This window comes from Fusicatenibacter saccharivorans (assembly GCF_015557635.1).
In the GTDB taxonomy this organism is placed as follows: domain Bacteria; phylum Bacillota; class Clostridia; order Lachnospirales; family Lachnospiraceae; genus Fusicatenibacter; species Fusicatenibacter saccharivorans.
In genome coordinates, this window is sequence record NZ_JADNOP010000006.1 from 47284 (window position 1) to 68627 (window position 21344).

19 protein-coding genes are annotated in these 21344 nt (G+C 43.1%); 18 read left to right on the forward strand and 1 reads right to left on the reverse strand.

What is annotated here, in order from left to right:
- Positions 1–201 precede the first annotated feature (201 nt).
- The 6 genes from I2G42_RS06565 (at position 202) to I2G42_RS06590 (ending at position 6429) form a co-directional block, all read left to right on the forward strand.
- Positions 202–921 (forward strand): metallophosphoesterase, encoded by a 720-nt coding sequence (locus tag I2G42_RS06565; RefSeq protein WP_195530876.1) that lies wholly within the window; start codon positions 202–204, stop codon positions 919–921.
- Between the two features lie 195 nt (positions 922–1116).
- Positions 1117–1773: a metallophosphoesterase gene (locus I2G42_RS06570; RefSeq protein WP_117509785.1), complete on the forward strand. Its 657-nt coding sequence runs from the start codon at positions 1117–1119 to the stop codon at positions 1771–1773.
- An 18-nt stretch (positions 1774–1791) separates the two neighbouring features.
- Positions 1792–2574, forward strand: coding sequence for a metallophosphoesterase (locus tag I2G42_RS06575; RefSeq protein WP_173827318.1), 783 nt, complete (start codon positions 1792–1794; stop codon positions 2572–2574).
- A 135-nt stretch (positions 2575–2709) separates the two neighbouring features.
- Complete coding sequence (locus I2G42_RS06580) at positions 2710–3765, forward strand: AAA family ATPase (protein WP_055220096.1); 1056 nt, start codon at positions 2710–2712, stop codon at positions 3763–3765.
- A 19-nt stretch (positions 3766–3784) separates the two neighbouring features.
- On the forward strand, positions 3785–5614 hold the full coding sequence (locus I2G42_RS06585; RefSeq protein ID WP_195530877.1) for a vWA domain-containing protein: 1830 nt from the start codon (positions 3785–3787) through the stop codon (positions 5612–5614).
- A 125-nt stretch (positions 5615–5739) separates the two neighbouring features.
- A complete protein-coding gene (locus I2G42_RS06590) occupies positions 5740–6429 on the forward strand; it encodes a metallophosphoesterase family protein (protein ID WP_055220091.1) in 690 nt (229 codons plus the stop codon).
- A 111-nt stretch (positions 6430–6540) separates the two neighbouring features.
- Here the strand turns inward: I2G42_RS06590 and I2G42_RS06595 are convergent, their stop codons facing one another.
- A complete protein-coding gene (locus I2G42_RS06595) occupies positions 6541–6732 on the reverse strand; it encodes a YlcI/YnfO family protein (RefSeq protein WP_055220177.1) in 192 nt (63 codons plus the stop codon).
- Positions 6733–6790: 58 nt separating this feature from the next.
- On the opposite strand from I2G42_RS06595, the gene I2G42_RS06600 reads away from it, so the two are divergent.
- The 12 genes from I2G42_RS06600 (at position 6791) to I2G42_RS06655 (ending at position 20963) form a co-directional block, all read left to right on the forward strand.
- Positions 6791–7093, forward strand: a complete 303-nt coding sequence (locus I2G42_RS06600; protein ID WP_055220089.1) for a hypothetical protein — start codon at positions 6791–6793, stop codon at positions 7091–7093.
- A gap of 155 nt (positions 7094–7248) precedes the next feature.
- Positions 7249–11097: a PEGA domain-containing protein gene (locus tag I2G42_RS06605; RefSeq protein WP_055220087.1), complete on the forward strand. Its 3849-nt coding sequence runs from the start codon at positions 7249–7251 to the stop codon at positions 11095–11097.
- Between the two features lie 124 nt (positions 11098–11221).
- Positions 11222–13141 (forward strand): hypothetical protein, encoded by a 1920-nt coding sequence (locus I2G42_RS06610; protein WP_195530878.1) that lies wholly within the window; start codon positions 11222–11224, stop codon positions 13139–13141.
- Positions 13142–13419: 278 nt separating this feature from the next.
- Positions 13420–14442, forward strand: a complete 1023-nt coding sequence (locus tag I2G42_RS06615; RefSeq protein WP_156327586.1) for a hypothetical protein — start codon at positions 13420–13422, stop codon at positions 14440–14442.
- A 239-nt stretch (positions 14443–14681) separates the two neighbouring features.
- Entirely contained in the window at positions 14682–16424 is a 1743-nt protein-coding gene (locus I2G42_RS06620) for an AAA family ATPase (RefSeq protein ID WP_195530879.1), read from the forward strand.
- A gap of 123 nt (positions 16425–16547) precedes the next feature.
- A complete protein-coding gene (locus I2G42_RS06625; protein ID WP_195530880.1) occupies positions 16548–16838 on the forward strand; it encodes a hypothetical protein in 291 nt (96 codons plus the stop codon).
- A gap of 24 nt (positions 16839–16862) precedes the next feature.
- Positions 16863–17711 (forward strand): TIGR02452 family protein, encoded by an 849-nt coding sequence (locus tag I2G42_RS06630; RefSeq protein ID WP_195530881.1) that lies wholly within the window; start codon positions 16863–16865, stop codon positions 17709–17711.
- Positions 17712–17807: 96 nt separating this feature from the next.
- Positions 17808–18200 (forward strand): response regulator, encoded by a 393-nt coding sequence (locus tag I2G42_RS06635; protein ID WP_195530882.1) that lies wholly within the window; start codon positions 17808–17810, stop codon positions 18198–18200.
- Complete coding sequence (locus I2G42_RS06640; RefSeq protein WP_195530883.1) at positions 18197–18901, forward strand: metallophosphoesterase; 705 nt, start codon at positions 18197–18199, stop codon at positions 18899–18901. The genes I2G42_RS06635 and I2G42_RS06640 overlap by 4 nt, the downstream gene beginning before the upstream one ends.
- A 312-nt stretch (positions 18902–19213) precedes the next feature.
- Positions 19214–19459, forward strand: coding sequence for a hypothetical protein (locus I2G42_RS06645; RefSeq protein ID WP_195530884.1), 246 nt, complete (start codon positions 19214–19216; stop codon positions 19457–19459).
- Between the two features lie 29 nt (positions 19460–19488).
- Positions 19489–19806 carry a hypothetical protein gene (locus tag I2G42_RS06650; RefSeq protein WP_195530885.1) on the forward strand — a complete coding sequence of 106 codons (318 nt, stop codon included), beginning with the start codon at positions 19489–19491 and terminating at the stop codon, positions 19804–19806.
- 404 nt (positions 19807–20210) lie between these two features.
- Positions 20211–20963 (forward strand): endonuclease/exonuclease/phosphatase family protein, encoded by a 753-nt coding sequence (locus I2G42_RS06655; protein WP_195530886.1) that lies wholly within the window; start codon positions 20211–20213, stop codon positions 20961–20963.
- The last annotated feature ends 381 nt before the right edge of the window (positions 20964–21344 follow it).

Sequence of the window (21344 nt, forward strand, 5' to 3'; positions counted from 1 at the left end):
AAAAGAATAGATGTGGTATAGTATCAAGAAAAGGGGATTTCGCATGAATGAAATTTCAATAGAAGATGTATTAGAGCGTACATTATGCAAAAAAAGGAGGGACAAGAGTTTGTCCGGTAAAAAACAGGAAGTATGGTAAGATAAGCTGGTAATGGAGAACGTATGCAGATTCGTATGGATGAAAAAGGGAGGGTTCTGTTTATGGCTACTTATGTTATTTCGGATATTCACGGTGAGTATGAGAGATTTATGGAGCTGCTGGAAGAAATTGAATTGAAAGATACAGATACGCTCTATGTTCTGGGTGATGTTTTAGACCGGGGTGAGCATCCGATTAAGGTGATATTGAAACTGATGGAAATGCCGAATGCGTTCTGTATCGTGGGGAACCATGAGGTGATGGCGCTGGAATGTCTGCGGTTTCTCTGTCAGGAAATCACAGATCTTGCCATCGAGGAAGTGGATGCTGAACTGCTGGACAATCTGGTTCTCTGGAAGTATAACGGCGGTGATGCTACGATCCGGGAATTTCGGGCGCTGGATTCGGAGATGCGGGAGGAAGTACTGAATTTTCTGGAGGATTTCAGTCTGTATGAGGAGCTTACAGTGGGAGAAAAACAGTATCTGCTGGTGCATGGAGGGCTGGGTGGATTCACACCGGAAAAGAGGATCGAGGAATATTCCCTGCACGATCTTGTATGGGCCAGACCAGATTATCAGAAGGAATACTTTGCGGATACAAATCTGGTAACAGGACATACACCGACGCAGACGATTCCGGAAAATGATAATCCCGGGTATATTTATAAAAAATATCACCACATTACGATCGACTGCGGCGCATGCTTCCCGGGAGGGCGGCTGGCGGCAATCTGTCTGGAAACGGGGGAAGAGTTTTACAGTTCGGACAACAATGGGTGAACGATTTTAGACGTTCCATGATGCCAGTATCAGAAGACCGGGATTCGGAACCAGCAGAACAAGCGGGAAGATTTTTGAAACAGGACATGCCAAAACACAAGCAGGAAAGCCGTTTTGGGAAAAATGAGCGGATAACAAAAGCTTTGAAGATTGCAGGAGCTGACACGAAAGCTGCGAAAGAAAAGGAGATTTTGGATGCACTATATTATTACCGATATACATAACGACAGCTGGCGGTTCATGAAATTGCTGGAAAAAATTGATCTCAAAGAGGACGACCACCTGTATCTGCTTGGTGATTTGTTTGACCGCTGCATGGATCATCCAGACCCGGCGGGCGTGTATTTTCAGGTATTGAAGCTGGGGAAAAAATGTACTGTGATCCGCGGCAACCACGATCATTGGCTTGCCAATTACATTTTCCACTATTACGGGATGGATGAGAGAGACCGCGCCCTCCTGCAGCCGTATCCGTACAATTCCTTCCATCTTTTACAGGAACGCCTGACGGAAGTTGATTTAAAGCAGCTCGCAGAGCGCATCCTTTCCTGGCCGGTACAGGTGGAAATCGAGGTAGATGGTCAGCCGTATCTGCTTGCCCATGCCTGTACGGCAGAACCGGGGAAATGGAAACTGGACAACTATTATCTGATGGGGGATTTGTGGTACAAGGTTTTTCTTCATGAGGGAGTGCATGGATATATTTCCGTCTGCGGCCATCAGAACATGGGAAATGGATCCATCTGGAAGAATAAAAAAGAAAACGTCTATCTGTGTGACTGCGGCTGCGGCTTTGAGAATGGAAGACTGGGATGCCTTTGCCTGGAAACGAAGGAAACTTTCTACGTATAAACAAACAGAGGAAAAGCAATGAAGCGATATATGATGTCGGATATTCACGGATTTCTGGAGGCATTCGAGGCAGCTCTGAAAAAAACAGATCTTTCGGGGAAAAACCAGCTGATTCTGTTGGGCGATTACATAGATTATGGGCCAGATGGCCGGGCGGTGCTGGAAAAAGTCAGGGCATTGCAGGAAAAATATGGTTCGGAAAAAGTCATTGCCCTGATGGGAAACCATGAAAAAGCACTGCTGGACTGGCTGGAAGAATATGCGGATGTCAACCGGCATATCGGCAGTGTGGAGCAATATCGCAGCCGGGAATGGCTGGCATCGGATGCAGATGGAGACTATGAAACGCTGCACAGCTTTCTGAAAGAAAAACATTTTCAAGAGTTTCTGGAAAAAGAAGCACACCTCTCAGAGGATTCCAGAAATGCAGAAGCAGTACGGCTGATGTTCGAAGATGCGGGGGATCTGATCACCTGGATGCGCCATTTTCCTTACTTTTATGAAACAGAACGCCAGATTCTGGTGCACGCCGGAATTGCCGAATGGGGCGGTAAAGACTGGCTGTGCGTGACCAGCAGGGAGCTGATGGTGGGGAAAAGAACGGTAAGCCGCGGAGCATTCCATAAGGATGTGATTGCAGGCCACATTTCCACGGCAAAAATCAGCGGAAACAGGACATATGACGGTATCTGGCACGACGGTCAGAGTCATTATTATCTCGACGGAACCACCTGGCGGAGTGGAAAAATTCCGGTGCTGGAATATGACAGTGAAACTGGAAAATACAGAGAAATATGGTGAGACACGTTGTAATGCAGCACAGTAAGATAACGGCAGGGCAGAAAAATGATTTAGTCAAATCAAGCAAGTGGTAAAGTGGATTGCGAATATCCGCTTTGAAAAGATACAGGATCGAAACAGAAGGGAGTACATCAGATGCATTTACCAATCAGTGTGACACAGGATGAATTATTAGAAGTATTGCTTCAAGTTGCGCCGGTGCGGCCGGTTTTTATCTGGGGTGCACCTGGCATCGGAAAATCCGCGTTAGTGGAAAAATTCGCAGATGAAGTCGGCCTGCCGTGTGTGTCGCTCCTTGGAAGCCAGCTCGCGCCAGAGGATATCATCGGCATTCCGCAGATCCGGGGCGAGACATCGGAATTTCTTCCGCCGAAGATGATCGCCAGAAAAGAGCCGTATGTCCTGTTTCTGGACGAACTCAACGCCTGTACGCAGGAAGTGCAGAAAGCCTTCTATTCTCTGATCCATGAGCGGCGGATCGGAGAATACCATCTTCCGGAGGGAAGCATTGTGATCGGAGCAGGAAACCGTGCCGAGGACAGCGCGATCGTAAAAACGATGTCGTCCGCCCTTTTAAACCGTATGTTCCATGTGCAGCTGAAAGCGGATGTGGGACAGTGGATCAAGTGGGCGCAGGCAGAAGGACTCCATCCGTGGGTCATTGACTATATCATCCAGCGGCCGGATCACCTCTTTTCCGAACCGCCGAAAACCGAAGAACCGTTTTCCACCCCGCGTTCCTGGCACATGCTGAGCGATGCGTTGAAGGAATACCGGGCCGGGGAGCAGGATATTTCGCAGGAAACATTAAAAATGATGGCGTACGCCTGCCTCTTGGAACAGCATGCGGGGATGTTTCTTGCTTACACAAAAACACTGCGCAACACACATCTCCTGGATGACATTATCGCGCAGAAAGCAAAATGGCCGGACAAGCCGGAAAACCGGGATGTGCTGTATTTTCTCGCACAGTCCTTCCGCGCCAGACTGCTTGCAGAACTGCCGAAAAGCAAACAGGGAATTTCCGGCGGCATGCTTTCCTTTGCGTACCGCGCCAAGGGCATGATCAAAGAACTCGCAGTCATCAATTTCGAAATCGCCCAGATGACCGTCGCAGCTGATGGAGCGGAGGCACTGCCGGACTGGTTTATGATGGAAATCATCCGTGATCTGCCGCGGCTCGTCGGATGAAAAAAGGAAGGAGAAAAGGATGCCATACGTTCGAAGCAGGTATTACCGCGAAGAAGAAAAGCCGGCCGGGTACCGCAGAGTGGAGGCCGGCTTTGGTTTGCTGGAAAAAAATACACTGTTCCATCAACTGGATGGGTACATCACTGCAAAGCCCTCCCATCTGAATGCAAAAGGAAGTCTGGCCTGTGTTACGAAAGATGGAAATATCTACGTCAACATGCGGGCGAACCTGTCGCCGGAACAATGGTGCTATGTGATGGCACACAACCTTCTGCACCTGGCGTTCGGCCACTTTGACAAAGCGAGCATCCCTTCCGACTGCGAATTTGTCCCGGCACTCTGGAACAAAGCCTGTGATATCTACATTACCAGATTCCTTTATGACATCCGCCTCGGCGAGCCGATCTGCGCAGATCCGGCGGAAGCATATCCGATCAAACTGAACAGCGAGCAGAAAATTTATGAATATCTGTTGAAGCACCAGGATAATGGTGCGCAGATCTGCGGGACAAACTCTGAAAAATTAAAGGATATGATCGGGGTAGAACGGCCGATCGTTTATAAAAAGGGAGAAAGAAATGCATATGCTGAAAAATTTTCCTATGCAGTCACTCATTCCATCAAATCTGCACTCTGCGATGCGGGAGGATACGATCTTAAAACGAAAAAGAATACCGTCATTTCCAGAGCAGCAGAATGGTTCCTGTCCCATTATCCGCTGCTCGGAGGTCTTGCGGCTGCATTTAAAATTGTGGAGGACATTGAAATGTGCCATCGGTATGAAATCCATATTGCAGCGGTTGACGCAGAGCAGGGAATCATTTATGCCAATCCGTCGTGCGGATTTTCGGAGGAAGAGTGGATTTTTGTTCTCGCGCATGAATATCTCCATGCCGGACTGCAGCACCAGAAACGGTGCAATGGGCGTGACTTCTTTCTGTGGAACATCGCCTGCGACTACGTCATCAACGACTGGCTGCACGAAATGGAGATCGGCAGAATGCCGCCGGATGGGCTGTTGTATGATGAAACACTTCACAACAAATCGGCAGAAAGTATCTATGATCTGATCGTGAAAGAGATCCGAAAGTACAAAAAACTAAACACCTTCCGGGGCTTTGGCAGAGGTGATATGTTTAACGGAAACAGACCGCATTTTACTGGAAGAGAAAACGGGGTCAGCCTGGATGAACTGCTGAAAAACGCACTGCGGGAGGGACTGGATTACCATCAGGAGCACAATCGTGGTTTCCTGCCGGCCGGGCTGGTACAGGAAATCAGGGCGCTTGCGATGCCGGCCATTCCCTGGGATGCCGCGCTGGCGAAGTGGTTTGACGTACAGTTTCCACCGCTGGAAAAACACCGCACCTATGCGCGGCCGAGCAGACGGCAGGGTGCCACGCCGGATATTCCAAGGCCAGGATATGCGTATTACGAGCAGGATCTGGAGAGCCGGACCTTCGGTGTGGTCGTGGACACGTCCGGTTCCATGAGTGCAAAACAGATCGGTATGGCACTCGGCTCCATTGCCAGCTATGCCGCGGCGAAAGATGTTCCGTTCGTGAGAATCATTTTCTGTGATGCCAAAGCGACGGATGCGGGATATCTGGCACCGGAAGATATTGCCGGCCGGGTAAAAGTCACGGGACGAGGAGGAACCATACTGCAGCCGGGCGTGGATTGTCTGGAACAGGCGAACGATTTTCCAAAGGACGGGCCGATTCTGATTATTACGGACGGGGAGATTGAGAATGATCTGAAGGTAAGACGAGAGCATGCATTTCTGCTTCCGAGAGGAAACCGGCTGCCGTTCCGGGCACGGGGAGAAGTGTTTTATTTTCGGGAATAGTGCGGTGTAGTCTGTGCCTCTGCAAGAAACGATAGCAGCGGTAGAGAAAGCGGACAGAATTTGCGGATGATGTTTTGCGATACTTTAGAGAACAGAAACAGAGAACACGAGAGGAGACGCTGAGAATGAGCATTGTCATTACAGGCGATACCCATGGCACCTTTGATATTGGAAAAGTTGTACGCTATTTTAATGAGCACGAAGACGAGTACACCCGGGATGACTATCTGATCATCTGCGGAGATGTCGGCATCTGCGGCTTTTCTGCAGCATACGAAGCGAATACGAGAGCCGTTTTCCGAAGTCTGCCGGTGACGACACTGTTTATCGACGGAAATCATGAGAACTTCGAACAACTGAATTCCTACGCCGTGGAGCAGTGGAACGGCGGAAAGGTGCATATCATTGAGGACAATATGATCCATCTGATGCGCGGCCAGATCTTTACGATTGACGGGCTGAAATTCTTTACCTTCGGAGGTGCTTACAGCATCGACAAAATGTCCCGCGCGGAGGGAATTTCGTGGTTCCCGGAAGAAATTCCGTCACGGGAAGAGTACGAAGAAGGATGGGCAAATCTGGAAAAAGAAGATTTCCAGGTGGACTACATCCTGACCCACACAGCCCCAAGAGATGTAGCCGCGGCAATGGGGTATGGAGAGCTGTCTGACGATGAGGTGGAACTTCGCCAGTACCTGCAGCGCGTGACGGATGAGACCGAATTTCAGAAATGGTATTTCGGACACTTTCATGAAGATGCGGAGGTGGAAGAGATGTTTGTGTGTCTGTATGATGAGATTGTGGAGTTGAGTTAGGACAGGATCTTGTCCTGAAAAAAATAAGAAGCATGGTAAGATAAAATAGAAGCAGAGAACAGCCAGAAAATGCACGTCGAACCATAAAAATCTGCTTTGAAAAAAGAAAAGTTAATTGTGTTCTTCTGACGGGGCGTCCATGTGATCCAGCGCATACTCACACGCCTGAATCACAAAACTGGAAAAGGTAATGTCCTGGTCAGAATCGGAAATTGCCTGTTCGATCTGATCGATCAGGTGAATGGGGAAACGGATGGTTTTGTTTTCCGTTTCCTTGCGGTTGCCTTTTAACTGAAATGCCATATCAAACTCCATTCTGCTGCCGGAGAATATAAGAACGGAGCATGTTTCCGGATCTTATGTGGAAACTACGGGCAGCATAAAACATAACAAAGGTGTTTCAAAAAAGGTTCGACAAAAAAATAAATTTTTCGAATCTGCGAAATCGAAAAATGAAGAAAAAGCTGTTTTGGGAACAGCTTATTTCAGTGCGCTTTTTTCTGGCTGTATTCTGATTTTAAAGAGTACTGGAAGCCCAGTCTGTTTTATTGTATTGCATAATAATGATGAAATATGCATTGCAAAATGCATGACAAAACATATTGCAAATAAAGGGAGGATGTATTACACTAAAAGAAATACAACAGAAGAAGGAGGAAAATGAAATGTTCATTGCTCTGCTCAGCTAATGATTGAGATGCAGAGCAAGAAAAGCCGCCTTTCCATTGACGGAAGGCACCAAGGATCCTGAAGACAGCATAAGCGGCAGATATTCAGAGAAAAAGGATCGAAATTTTACATTTACGAGGGAGAAGACGTATGAAAGTGTGGAAGAAATTACAAGTTGTCTTTCTGGCACTGCTTTTATGCACCGGAATGATGACACAGCCTGCTCTTGCAGCATCGCTGCTTCAGGATGGAATCGAAGCAGCTCTGACAACAGACAAAGAAACTTACCAGCAGGGTGAAAAAATCAAAGTTACTTTAACTGTAACCAATACAAATGATACAGCAGTAACGAATCTGTCACTGGAAAATATTTTACCGGAAAATTTTGTGCTGGCCGAAAATGCGGAGACAACAAAAAAGATGGAATCTCTGCAGGCTGGAGAAACCGTTACGTTGACAACGGTTTGTACGGTAAAAGCATCAGATGACAAGAAGGATGATGAAAATAAGGAAAATCCTTCTGGAGATGACAAAAAGAATCCGACAGATAATGAAAAGCCAGGAAATGGAAACGTAGCAAATGACACGAAGAATCCTGGTACGACAACGGGCAGCAAGGATTCCGGAACGACATTAACAAAAGATCAGGGAACTGGAAACGCAAAGCAAAATGGCCAGTCCTTAAAGGCTGAGAAACTGAAATCTGCACCGAAAATGGGTGACAACACCAAAATTATTGTTTGGGTTGTACTGCTGGTGCTGGCAGGAGCAGCCGTTGTTGTTGCACTGAAGAAAAAAAACAGAAGAAATAAAATGTTGACGTGGTTTCTGTGTCTGATTATGACGGGAAGCACCGTTGCAGGCGTATTTCCGGAACGGGCAAGAGCAGAAGCACAAAGTGTAAACATAGGAAAGGTCATGGAGCTTTCCAAGAATATTCTTGTGGATCAGACTACCGTGGAGCTGAAAGCAAAAGTTGAATATACCTACGTGAAGTCAGATGATCCATCGGGCGACACCAAAACATATACACGCGGTGAGTGGGTGCAGATGCTCGCTGAAAAGGTTGAAATGAACCTGGATACAGATCCGGATTCCTTAAACCATTATTATGCGGATACGGCAGGAAATGCGTATGAAGCAGCAATCGAAATCGCAGAGAAATATGGAATCCTGCCGCCACCGGATATCGAAGATCTGGAGCAGGATATCCCGTTTTTCTATCCAGATGAACCGGCAACACGCGAATTTGCGGCTTATACGGCAGTACATGCAATGGGATTCAATGGAATACATTCGTATGATACGAACAGTTGGACGGATTGGGATAGTATTACATATCAAAATGAAGCAGCAATTGCAGTAGGGAAAGGATTTTTGGAATTAAATACAGAAAACCAGTTCCAGCCGCATGCGTTGCTCTCCAAGAAAGATGTTAAATCGATTTTCTGTGAAATTGATGAAATCAGACAGGAAGACACAACAATTGGTGAAGAGCCGCATGATAATACACAGTACGTAGATGGTGTATTGAAAAAAGAACTGGAAAATATCACAGATTATACAGTTGTAGAGAATGCGGATGGAACCTATACAGTTACACTTCCGAAAACAACCGAGACAGAAAAAATCGGAGAAGGAAGTGTTATGATCCTTCCTGCGAATGAAGTTTATATTTCAGGTATCGCGCTCAAAGCAACTACGGTAACAGAGGATGGCGAGAAACTGATTCTGACATGCATAAAGCCAGAATTATGGGAAGTGGTCAGCAAAATTGATTTTGTCGGAGGCGGTACAGCACTTATCGGAGGAGCTGCCGACACGGATGAATACGGAATTGCAACACAGGCTAATATAGGAGCAGGTGGTGTTATTGATGTTGGCTACGAAAAGAATTTTGAATTTAATATTGGTTCGAATGATGAAGGAAAAGGAAAAATTGATTTTGAAATTCCTGAAATTCTGTGCGTTGTAAATGTTGACGTTGGAGTAAATGGTGTTTCGGTAAATGAACTTAAACTTGCTGTCACGGAAAATGCAAATGAAGATATTACGGCGGAAAAAGAATTTGCTGACAGTGGTCAGGTAGAATTAATGCGTTTTCCAATTACAATAGGGGCTACCGGTTTTACCTTTGATGTTGTACTTTTCTGTTCATACAAAGCAGATGGATCCTTACATATTTCATATAGCGTTGAATCAACACAGGGATTTGAATATAAAGATGGAACATGGAGAGGCATTTTCGATTTTCATCATGGTGTTGATACCCTTGAGGTAAAGGGAAATATGGAAGGCGGTATTGGCATAAAAGGTCTGTTGACTTTGTACAGTGTTTTTGATTTAGCAGGCTATTATGCAGATTTAGGCTTAGGCGTTGAGGCAGAATTTGCATACCATGATTTAGAAAATGGAAGTCTCGCATGCGAGGATATCAAGGTATATCCATACTCAACAAATGGACTCGATACAGATTCCCTGCTTGGAGATGTATTGAAGAAATATTTCGATTTTGATCTGGAATTCAAACCGCTTCAAAATGATGAAAACAATAACTTGAGAATAAAAATGCATAAGGAAAATGGAGTCCGCGTTGAAAAATGTACGTACGCCAGCGGCGGTATCACAGGATATGTTTACTCGAGCAAAACACGTTTGCCGATAGAAAACGCGAGAGTCAGAATTTCCAGAAAAGTCAGAGCAGGCAGCGGCAATGGTGGAAACAGCGTAGCCGGAGGCGGCAGTGGAGGCGGAAGCCATGGAGCCTGGAGCCTTGAAACAGAAGAAAATGAAATTGCTGTTTTTTCAGGAGGAGCTGGAGCCTGGAGAGAGGAAGGAACAGAAACAGAAAGAATTCTCTATACCGATGTGTTTGGCAAATACAGCACCAAAAATCTGCAGGATGGAACTTATGAAATTACAGTATCCGCAACGTCTTATCAGACGTACAAGGTTGCGGAAGTTCTGGTTCAGAACAGTGAAATCAGATATGTAGAAGATATCTATATGGTGGAGCGCCATGATGATTTTAATACAGGTTCTGTAGAGGGAACGATAACCGATGCAGTCACGGGAGATGGTATTACAGAAACAGCCTACATTGTACGCAAAGGCTGGAACAATCAAACGGGTGATGCTGTGACAGAAGGAGTATTTGAAAATGCAGACTATACTCTTTCAATGGAAAATGGAAATTATACGCTTGAAATCAGCAAAGAAGGCTATGTGACGAATTACAAAAATATCACAGTAGCGGGAGACCAGATTGAAACAGCAAATATTGTTCTTGTACCGGGAGATGGGGATGGTGAAACCGCAGGAGAACTCCGCATCGTATTAACCTGGGGCGAAGAGCCGTGGGATCTGGATTCTCATCTTGCATGCTACTCGTCGGACAAACCGTATCATATCTGGTTCGGACAGACAGATTTCGAAGGAAATTCTGTTGGAAACTTAGACGTAGATGATACAAGTAGTTATGGTCCGGAAACCATTACAGTACGTAACGTAAAAGCAGACGAAAAGTTCAGCTATTTCGTACACGATTATACCAACAGTTACAGTGAAGTGGCCAATGAAATGTCTCTTTCCGGAGCAAAAGTTCAGGTTTACCTCGAAGGCAAAAACATTGCAACATACACGATTCCGACAAATCAGCCAGGAACCTTATGGCATGTTTTCGATTTCGATGGAGCGACCAAAACCATTAAATCTGTAAACACGCTTGAATATCAGAATGACCCATACACCATCGGCGGAATTGATCAGGAAATGGATGATGTGGATGACACAGAAGAGATTGAAATGTACGCTGGAAAGGTACGAAACAAAAAACAGCCAGAGCAGAAAGTGGTTGTTGAGGAAACTCCATTACCGGAAACAACATCAGAGAGCGTGATTTCAGAGTCGGAAGCAGAAGAACCTGGTGAAGCAGTATCCAAATCAGAATCAGAGCCAGATGATGAAAACGTGGTACAAGATGAAACGGTAACTCCGTAATACAAAGAAGTTTAAAATGTGGTGAATCAGTAAATCTGATGCACCACATTTTAAACGAATCAAGTAAGTGGCGAAGCGGATTGCGAATATCCGCTTTGACAGGCAGAATAAGGAGCAGGTACAGATGAAAAAATGGATCCGCGCAGTATTGGCAGGCACAATCATTCTGGCATTGATTCTGTTTGGAATTTTTGCAGCTCAAAATACACAGAAGAGTACAAAGCCGGAACAGAATCCGGAAGAACAGAATACAAGTGTATCGGAAAACAGCACATCGGATGAGAACACAGCAGAAAACAGTACGGATGATCCTGACATCATTGTAAAAGACAATGTAAAGGTGATTACCAATGAGATGAAATCAGAAGATCAGCCAACGGAAGTTTCTGACAACAGTCTCACCTTTGAAAAAGATCCTGGTTACCAGACCGGAGATGTTCTTGTTGCGGGAGAAATCAGTGCAGCGCCTTCTGGATTTATTCGAAAAGTAGTGCAGAAAGAAAAAACGAATCAGGGTTACCGGGTAGAAACAGAGCCGGCGACCCTGCTGGATGTATTCGAAAAGGCACATATTATCAAACAGTTCCGGCTGACGGAGGATGGTGCAAGTGAAACAGGAAATAACAGCGCTTATACCATTAAAAGACTGTCCGAAGATGAATCGGAAGAAGAGACAGAGGAAGAAAACAGTGATTACGATTACAGTGTCTCAATCAATGTTGAAGAAGAACCCGTTCAGTTTTCCGGAGAGGCAGGATGGGGATGCTGGCTGGAACTTCAGATTGATATCAAAGACGGTGAAGTCCAGTGTGGAATTGCAGTAAGGAGCAAAGCCGGTATTGCCCTGGAATGCGGCGCAAACAGCGAGAAAGAATTTGAAAAGGAAAAAACCGTTTACGAACGAAAACTGCCGAATATCGAGTTCAACGCCGGTATTGTACCGATTGTTATTACAAATCATCTGGAAGCCGTTGTCGGGGCAGCGGGAAGTCTGGAGGGCGGCATTCACAGCTCTTACGGTGCAACAGCCGACAGCACCCTGGGATTCCAGTATGACAGCAGAACCGGCAAAGTAGAAGAAGTCAAAGAAGGAAATCTGAATTCAGACGGACTTGAGTGGAGTACGGTTGAGGTGAACGGAAGTCTGGAAGCATACATCGACATCCGGCTGAGCGCAAAATTATATGACAGCGCTGGCCTGAATCTTTCCGGCGGAGCAGCTGGAAAAGCAGAAGGCCAGGCAAAGGTATCCATGAAGGACGACCTGGGTGGATATGCGGGCTCACTGGAGCTTTCCATCAGCCCGAGAATCAAAGGAAAAGCAGTGGTTGATATCCCGGTCATTGATAAAAAAATGCAGGAAACAGATCTTTTTGACCGGACCTTTGATCCAATCTGGTCAAAACACTGGGAGTCAAGTGCAGACTGGCAGAAGGATATGGAATGGACGGAAACTGGGGAGCAGGGAGATATCTATGTTACACGGTATGGAGAAGTAAATCAGTGTGACAGCACGGCATTCCAGTTTGAAATCCCAAAAGGCTGGGAAATTCAGACGGAGGAAGTTGGCGGTCCCATGGATGCGGTCAGAGAAAACGTTGTTCTGACAAACGATAGAGGTGTTACCGTTTCGTTTTGGTACTGCCAAGGCGCGCTTGGCGGCTATTCGCGTGATATGCTGAAGGCACAGGTTTCACAGGCAGACACTTCTAATTTTGTGCCTGGATATCCATGGGGAACCGATCGTGACTGTTCAGATCTTGGCGAATTTATGGTAGCACGAGTACATATCACAGGCGAGATGATGGCTGGTATTGATGATGATTATGTTCCTGTAGACAGCACGTTGTTCGCAGTGATACCGACATCCCGTCTTGGCGAGATTGAATTTGCAGGCCAGGCTGGGGACGTAGACGAATTTTCTTTTGACTATCCGACACCAGTTGCATTTATCGCAGAAGCACCAGACGGTACATTTACAGAAAAAGAAGAAGAACAGGTGATTCGCATTTTGAAGAGCTTTAAAGTGGCTGAATTAGATTAAGAGGTACCCCGGAGGGCAGGAAGAGATGAACTGTGTTCCGGGGTATTTCAACATCACGTAAGATAAGATGGAAGGAAAGTGTTATTTTAAAATCTTGTGAAATCAAAGAGTGAGGATTTTTTGGAAATTACATAAAAAGAAATAGTAAAGAAAAACGAGCTGCGATATAATGAATGTGATGAAAAAATGAGTAACGAAAAATCAATAAAAATATGGAAAAGAACATAGAAAACATGGATTTTTCGGGAAACAGAAAGAAAAAGGAGGAGTGTTTCGAGATGGAAACAAAGAACAAAAACAAAAAGACAGTCATCATGCTTGCTGTAATTGGTATTGCGATTGTCTGCATTTGTGTCATCGGAGTTTTTGCAAAGAAAGCGTATGACCGTCATCAGGAGGAGCTTCGCTTACAGGCAATTGAGACAAAAAACAGTGAGATTGATGGGGAATATCAGAGATTTGAAAAAGAAGAAGACAGAAATAAAAAACTGGAAGCATTGAAACAAGAGATGGAGAGTGCGGAAAAGTATAAAAAGACAGAAGGCGATTATGAGGAATGTTCTGCACACTATGAAAAAATTATTGCGCAGATGAAGAATTCCTTTGTCTCCGAATATGACGACACGATCAAAATAATTGCGGATAAAATTGGTGATGATGTTGAAAAAGTGGACGATAAGGAAGCACTCAAAAACGCTACCAGCGAATTTACGACATTCAAAGATATCTTGAAAAATGACTTCGAAAATTATAATACCGTTGAGCAGGACAGCTTTGACAAATATAACAGTACGATTGATGATTATGTAACAAAATACAATGATAGAGTAACTGCTATTGAAAAAGCCGAGGAAGAAGCTCGTAAGAAAGCTGAAGAAGAGGCTAAAAAGAAAGCTGAAGAGGAAGCAAAGAAGAAAGCAGAAGAAGAGGCTGCTGCTAAAGCTGCTCAGGAAGAAGCAGAAAGAAAAGCTGTTGAACAGAGTTCTGGATCATCTTCAGGGGGTTCTAGCTATAGTTATGATGATAGTAATGATTATAGTTATAGTAGTGGAAGTTCAAGCTCTGATTATTCAGGTGGTTCTAGCCATAGTGATTCTGGATCTTCTAGTTCTGGAAATGATTACAGTGGTGGGTCAAGCTCATCTGGCGGAAGCTCAAGTGATATTCATAATGAATGGTATGGTGGATGGACTGATGAAAAAGGCAAAGAATATAATGATTATTACGATCCAAATACAGGAAATTCATATGATTCCAATGGAAATTATCAAGGAAACATGAACGATTGGCTTTGGGATTAATATTTCAAATTAAATATTAATTAAACTATTTAAATAGGAAAAGTTTAATGCTTTTATTTTGCTTTCCTATTCAGCTCTTTTTAGTGATAGGAGCCAATATAAGATCATAAAAAATTGGATAGATTAGAAACCGATAAGAACCATTGCCAAAGCAAATAAAACCCGCTAAAATAGAGATCAGAACATAAGCACAGTTGCTGGTGTCAAAAGCCGCAAAAGTTGGAAAGGAAGGTTTCAAGATGAGAAAACCAAAACTCCCGACCGGGATTGACAACTTTAAAAAGATTCGCAATGGAAATTACTATTATGTAGATAAAACTTCCCTTGTAGAACAGATTTTAAATAACGGAAGTGAGGTCACGCTTTTTACGCGCCCACGCCGTTTTGGAAAATCCCTGAATATGAGTATGATTCAACATTTCTTTGAAATTGGAACGGATCCAGCACTTTTTGACGGCTTGAAGATTTCTAAGAATACAGAGATTTGTGAACAATATATGGGAAAATATCCCGTTATTTCCATCAGCTTAAAAGGAATTGATGCCGATTCCTATGAAAAAGCCCGTGCGCAGCTCATAAAAACAATCAATCGTGAGGCAAGAAGATTTCAATTTCTTCTGGAAAGCGACAAATTGAGCCGGGTTGATAAAGCACTTTTTTCAGAACTTCTGACAAGAAATATGGAAGAAGACACCATTACCAGCAGTCTTCAGGAACTGACAGAACTGTTGGAAGTTCACTATGAACAGCAAGTGGTTGTCCTGATTGACGAATACGATGTTCCGATGGCAAAAGCCCATGAAAATGGATATTATGATGAAATAGTATTGCTGCTTCGAAATATGTTCGGAAATGTTCTAAAGACAAACAGCAGTCTTGCCTTTGCTGTTTTGACGGGCTGCCTGCGAATTGCAAAAGAAAGCATCTTTACCGGACTGAATAATTTCAAAGTATATTCGATTACAAATACAGAATTTGATGAAACCTTCGGCTTTACAGATGAAGAAGTAAAGACCATGCTGCATGACTATGAAATGGATGACCGATATGACGAGGTAAAAGAATGGTATGACGGATACCGATTCGGAAAAGCAGATGTGTACTGTCCATGGGATGTTGTGAATTACTGCAATGATCATATCCATAATCCAGAGGCCGAGCCGGAAAATTACTGGATGAATACAAGCGGGAACAGTGTGATTCATCATTTTATCGACAGCATCAATGAACCGGATATGCTCACAAAAACAGAACTGGAATGGCTGGTAAATGGAAAAACAGTGATCAAACAAATCGATGAAATGGTTACCTACAATGACCTGTATTCGACCATGGAGCATCTATGGAGTACACTTTTCATGACTGGATACCTGACACAGCGCGGAAGAGAAAGCAATGGCCGCTATTGCCTAGCAATTCCAAACCGGGAAATTCGAAATATCATAACAGAACGGATTCTTACACTGTTTCAGCAGGAAGTAAAAAAAGACGGAAAAATGGCAGAACAGTTCTGCCAGGCACTCTTTGACGGAGAAGCAGCAGAGGTGGAAAGCCTTTTGAATTTGTATTTGCAGATGACGGTCAGCGTACGCGATACCTTTGTGCGGAAATCACTGAAAGAAAATTTCTATCATGGAATTCTGCTTGGAATCTTAAGCTATAAAAATGACTGGCGTGTATCTTCCAATCGAGAATCGGGAGAAGGATTCAGCGATATTGTGATTGAAACGGGAGATGCAGAAACAGGAATTGTGATAGAAGTGAAGTATACAGATGAGAAAAAAGATCTGGAAAGAGATTGCCGGAAGGCATTGGAGCAGATTCGAGATAAAGATTATACGCAGACACTGTGGCAGGAGGGCTATAAAAAAATGGTGCGGTATGGGATTGCATTTCATTTAAAACAGTGTTGTGTGATGAAAGAAGAGATGCAGCGTAAGCGGAATCGAGAGGGGGCTCTGAATCGTTACAATTTGTTATAAAATTCAGGGCAGAGATATTGCCCTGAATTTTATATACGGACAAGTTTCTGTCAACATTTTCCGTTCGATATGAGATAAAATGGTAATATTCAAAAGAAAAAGCCTACCATGAGGAGAAAAAAGATGGAAGAAAAGACAGCAAACATGGCAGAGAATATTCGCGTTACATTCACCGGATTCCACTACATAAAGGATGGTGATTATCCAAATGAATTCGAGGTATGCTTACTGATCCTGAAAGACAACAGCTTATCAGCCGGCTGCTGGGATACAGGATTATATGCCACGGAAGGCGGCAAGCAGCCAGGTGCATTTCGACAGGCAAGGGGCTGTTTTATCGATGCGGACTATGTAAAAGCCTGGACGAAACTGGAGGATAAGGTGTATGATTTTCATCAGAACAGCATTGTGTGATTAGAATACGAGAGGAAAAGTGCAATGGACAAAAGAAGTAATAATATCGTGATATTTCAAGATTCTATGGATTTGATAAAAGCAAGCCAGAAGCTCCAGCAGGCAGTTCAGTTTTCGATTCAGAACCAAAAGCTGTATGTTCCATCGCAGGCAATTGCACTTCCAGAACCTGGAAAATCACCTTGCAAAACGATTGTTTCATCTAAAAGAAGCTTCGAAGCCGCCTCTGCATATGCAAAAGCCGGAAAACGAGTCTGTGTCCTGAATTTCGCCTCTGCAACCAACCCCGGCGGTGGTGTAACACGGGGAAGCACAGCACAGGAAGAATGTCTTTGCCGATGCAGCACACTTTATCCATGCCTGGATACAAAAACGATATGGCATCAGTTCTATCAACCGCATCGGAAAGCAGGTGATCCACTCTATAATGATGATCTGCTGTATACACCAGGAATTGTCGTATTTAAGACCGACACCTCTGCGCCGGAACGAATGGAAGAAAAAGACTGGTATCAGGTAGACATCATTACCTGCGCAGCCCCGAATCTCCGAAAGAAACCAAGCAATGCCATGAACCCGTCTGCAGGAAATGCGCCGGTTAAGATTAGTGAGAAAGCACTGTACGAACTTCAGATGCAAAGGCTGGAACGTGTTTTTCGGGCGGCAGCATCGAACGAAGCGGAAGTTCTGATTTTAGGAGCGTTTGGCTGCGGCGCTTTCTGCAACCCGCCAAGAATTGTAGCACGGGCATTTCGGAGCGTACAGGAAAAATATGCATCCTATTTCGACACGATAGAATATGCGGTGTTCTGCAGCAGAAACGACACGCAGAATTATGATGCATTCAATATGGTGCTTGGAAGTAGAAAATAGAATCTAAATGGTGTTCTGAAAGAACACAAAAGCGAACAGAAGATACGAGCGTATGAAAAGCACAAACAACAAAAATGAGAGGGACGGCTGTAGAATATGAAAGTTCTGAACTTCGAGGACAGTGTTTATAAGGCAAATGCAATTCGAAAAATATTAGGTAACCGCTGTGGTGTGGCATCGGTTGAGCAGGTGTCTAATGTGGAAGATGGTCTGAAAATGTTGAAAGATGCAGAAAACGCAGGAGAGCCGTTCGATCTGATTATCACAGATATGCATTTTCCAATGAGGTCAGGATCCATCAGCGACACAGAAGCGGGAGAAAAATTAGTTCGGATTCTGCAGGAGCGGGGAAATCAAACCAACATTATCGTATGTTCCTCAAGGAATATGAAACTTCCAGGTGTGTATGGATGTATCTGGTATTCGGAAATCAGCGACTGGGAAGAAGAACTTTGTGATCTTGTAAGAGAGATGGAAAAAAGTAAATGATTTATGCGATGAGTGATATTCACGGACAATATGAGCTGTTCAGGAACCTGATGGAGCAGATACTCCTTGGAAAAGATGATACACTCTATGTACTGGGTGACGTAGTCGACCGGGGGCCGGATTCCATGAATACCTTGAAATATATGATGGCAAACCTTAATATCATTCCCATTATGGGTAATCATGAGCTCATGGCTCTTCCGTGTCTGAAACTTCTGGTATCGGAACTTTCGAAGGACTTTCTTCATAAAATGTCATCACAGGCACATCAGTCCTTTGCAGAATGGACGTTGAACGGCGGAATCAGCACAATTCAGGAGTTCTTGAAACTTCCGCAGGAAGAGCGGCGACAGGTAGTGGAATATATAGAATCATTTCGTCCGTATGGGAAGAAAATTATAAATAATGGGGAATATTGGCTGATTCACGCAGGGCTGGAACATTTTTCGGAATCAAGGCAGCTTGAGGAGTATTCTGTGGAGGAACTTGTGTGGAAAAGAACCGATTTTGACATCGCGTATTTTAAAAACATTACTGTGGTGAGCGGACACATCCCTACGCAGAATATTCTTGGAAACAGCAGACCCGGATATATCTTTAAGAAAAATAATCACATTGCGATTGACTGCGGAGCAGGCGGAAATAATGGAAGACTGGCGGTGATTTGCCTGGATACAGGAGAAGAATATTATGCAGAATAAAATGCATCAGAACAAATTAGGCGGACAGAAGAGAAATACTTTATGATGGAAAATATGAGAACAGTATTGTGATAAAGTTGTAGAGAAATTTCTTGTTTTCGCTTGCAGAATAACGGAAAGTGCGACATACTTTGAGTAAGAACATTGTGATGATACAAAGAAACTGTCTTAGTGTTTATACAGATCGCGACAGTCTCATTTAACCGAATCAAGCAAGTAGCGAAGCGGATTGAGAATATCCACTTTGACTAAGGAGATATTTTTCGTGGTTGTTATTCAAGAAAGCTTCAATACGCGGAGGAGGGGAAGAAAATGAATTTTAATTTGAGCGTACAAAAATGGCATCTTGTTTCGGAAAAAGGATTACCAAAGGATGGCACATGGTGTTTTCTGGTATGGAAAAGTGCAAAAGATGAATATGAATGGACCATTGGCGGATACAACGATGCTGAGAAGTATTTTTACGCAAATCTTGGCTCAGGCGGGATGATTGTTGATACAGATGAAGTTGTTGCCTGGGCAGAACTTTTCAAGGACGAAACCTTTACGGCAGAGTAGGTAAAACAGCCAGGAAAAGAGGAAAACAAATGATTCAAAAGAGATCCAGAATAAAAATAAATACAGATCTAGCAAAAATCAGACAGGCAGGAAAAAATCCGCAGGAAGTGCAGAAAGAATTTTTGGAGTTCTTTATAAAAAGAGGATTTGAATATGAAGTGCATGTTGGATATTTGTATCAGGAAGAGATTACGCGGGAGAAAGCGCAGCAAATTGCGGATGAATTGAAAGAATGCGGATTGGCGAAATTTGTGCATGATTTTTATGTTTATGATGTGGATGGGAAAATTGTTGTGTTAGGAGATGAAAATAAAGAATGCATATTTACTATAAATGAGCAAATTTGAAAAACTGCACAAACAAATCTGCTATACACGGACATTAAGAGGATTAAACAATTTATTGTCCGCATAATGCGCACAATAAATTATGAGTTTTGTGCACTTTTCGGTATTTGCTCATTTATAGATATTTAGTTAAAAAATATGAAGCAACTTCTGTTTAAGGTGCTGAACAGACGAAGTGACAGAAAGAGTTATACAAGAGAAGGATTCATTGAAATGCTGAAATATTATCCATTGGAAATGCCAAAGATTTATGTCAGCTTGTTTTGAAACTGTAAATATTATTATGAAGAGCCGTATGCGGCAAAGCCGCACGTACGGTTCTGTGAGGGGCTTACATTGTGAGGTGTAAGTCTACTCGATTATCGAGCGATTAGTAAAAAAACTTAAATTTTGTGGAGGCTTATATGGAAATAAAATATTTAGAGTGGAACTTGCATGCAATGGGTGGAATAGGATATGAAATTCCATCATTTGTTAGTAAGTGTATTAATTCTGTAGATATATTTGCTTTAGTTGAATTTTGCGCATCAAATGGTTGGGAAGAATTTAAACATGATCTGGAGAAAGAGTTTGATCTATATTGTTCTCCATTTGTTTCAAAAGGATATAATCAAGTTTGTATCGGTGTGCGTAGAAATTTAATGTACAAATTAATTGCAGTTAAGACTGTAGATGTCTGCGATGTTAATCGTCCTGAATTTTTACAGGTTGATATTGAGATTGAAAATAAGAAATTAAGTATTATTGGTACTCGAATTAAAACAAAAAGTGACACAAAGTTAATTCAATATAATTATTTAAAAAGCTGCTTTAATAATATAGATAGATTTTTGTGTTTAGGGGATTTCAACTGTGTTCATAATACATTATCCGAATATTTTTCATCAGTTGCTGAGGTATATGGTCCAAGGATAGTTAATGATTACCATAGTTTTGTATTTAAGGATGGCGATAGAGTTGGCTTAGACTGGCTTGTAGAAAAAGGTTTAGATTCTGTATACAACGGATATCAAGATGTAAAATGTAGTCCCATTGCTACATATGATTGGAGTTTTCTTACGGAAGAAAATGGATATTTGGGAAAAACGGAAAATGATTATTTAGGAATTAAAGGTTTGCCAGACCATGCTATGCTAAAAGGAATGGTTAAAATTTAAGTGTTCTTAGAAACGAAATTCTCAGCTTATATATATCTTTCAAAAGGTATATGCTAGAGAAAGCGACAGGAGGTATCTGAATAAAAGTACATAAATATTTGTCAATTAGTGTGTTGATTACAATGCTTGGAATTTTTTATGTGAACTTCTTGAAATATTAACTCTCGTTTCGACATGTTCTTGATTTAAGCCAGTTGTAGCATACTTTAAAAGGAATTTTATGAGAGTTAATTAACTCTCGAATTTGCTATTGTTTTTTGTTGAAAATGTAGGGAATATGATATTTCTGCATATCGAGAGTTAATTTTATAGGAAATTCACATTTTACAGGTTATAAGTGATCAAAAGAAAGCCACAAATTATAGTCTACTCAGTAAAGCT

What these genes read in the sequence shown, in the direction of transcription:
- I2G42_RS06565 (WP_195530876.1), top strand. Translation starts at nt 202, where the DNA reads ATGGCTACTTATGTTATTTCGGATATTCACGGTGAGTATGAGAGATTT.
- I2G42_RS06570 (WP_117509785.1), top strand. Translation starts at nt 1,117, where the DNA reads ATGCACTATATTATTACCGATATACATAACGACAGCTGGCGGTTCATG.
- I2G42_RS06575 (WP_173827318.1), top strand. Translation starts at nt 1,792, where the DNA reads ATGAAGCGATATATGATGTCGGATATTCACGGATTTCTGGAGGCATTC.
- I2G42_RS06580 (WP_055220096.1), top strand. Translation starts at nt 2,710, where the DNA reads ATGCATTTACCAATCAGTGTGACACAGGATGAATTATTAGAAGTATTG.
- I2G42_RS06585 (WP_195530877.1), top strand. Translation starts at nt 3,785, where the DNA reads ATGCCATACGTTCGAAGCAGGTATTACCGCGAAGAAGAAAAGCCGGCC.
- I2G42_RS06590 (WP_055220091.1), top strand. Translation starts at nt 5,740, where the DNA reads ATGAGCATTGTCATTACAGGCGATACCCATGGCACCTTTGATATTGGA.
- I2G42_RS06595 (WP_055220177.1), bottom strand. Translation starts at nt 6,732, where the DNA reads ATGGCATTTCAGTTAAAAGGCAACCGCAAGGAAACGGAAAACAAAACC.
- I2G42_RS06605 (WP_055220087.1), top strand. Translation starts at nt 7,249, where the DNA reads ATGAAAGTGTGGAAGAAATTACAAGTTGTCTTTCTGGCACTGCTTTTA.
- I2G42_RS06610 (WP_195530878.1), top strand. Translation starts at nt 11,222, where the DNA reads ATGAAAAAATGGATCCGCGCAGTATTGGCAGGCACAATCATTCTGGCA.
- I2G42_RS06615 (WP_156327586.1), top strand. Translation starts at nt 13,420, where the DNA reads ATGGAAACAAAGAACAAAAACAAAAAGACAGTCATCATGCTTGCTGTA.
- I2G42_RS06620 (WP_195530879.1), top strand. Translation starts at nt 14,682, where the DNA reads ATGAGAAAACCAAAACTCCCGACCGGGATTGACAACTTTAAAAAGATT.
- I2G42_RS06625 (WP_195530880.1), top strand. Translation starts at nt 16,548, where the DNA reads ATGGAAGAAAAGACAGCAAACATGGCAGAGAATATTCGCGTTACATTC.
- I2G42_RS06630 (WP_195530881.1), top strand. Translation starts at nt 16,863, where the DNA reads ATGGACAAAAGAAGTAATAATATCGTGATATTTCAAGATTCTATGGAT.
- I2G42_RS06635 (WP_195530882.1), top strand. Translation starts at nt 17,808, where the DNA reads ATGAAAGTTCTGAACTTCGAGGACAGTGTTTATAAGGCAAATGCAATT.
- I2G42_RS06640 (WP_195530883.1), top strand. Translation starts at nt 18,197, where the DNA reads ATGATTTATGCGATGAGTGATATTCACGGACAATATGAGCTGTTCAGG.
- I2G42_RS06645 (WP_195530884.1), top strand. Translation starts at nt 19,214, where the DNA reads ATGAATTTTAATTTGAGCGTACAAAAATGGCATCTTGTTTCGGAAAAA.
- I2G42_RS06650 (WP_195530885.1), top strand. Translation starts at nt 19,489, where the DNA reads ATGATTCAAAAGAGATCCAGAATAAAAATAAATACAGATCTAGCAAAA.
- I2G42_RS06655 (WP_195530886.1), top strand. Translation starts at nt 20,211, where the DNA reads ATGGAAATAAAATATTTAGAGTGGAACTTGCATGCAATGGGTGGAATA.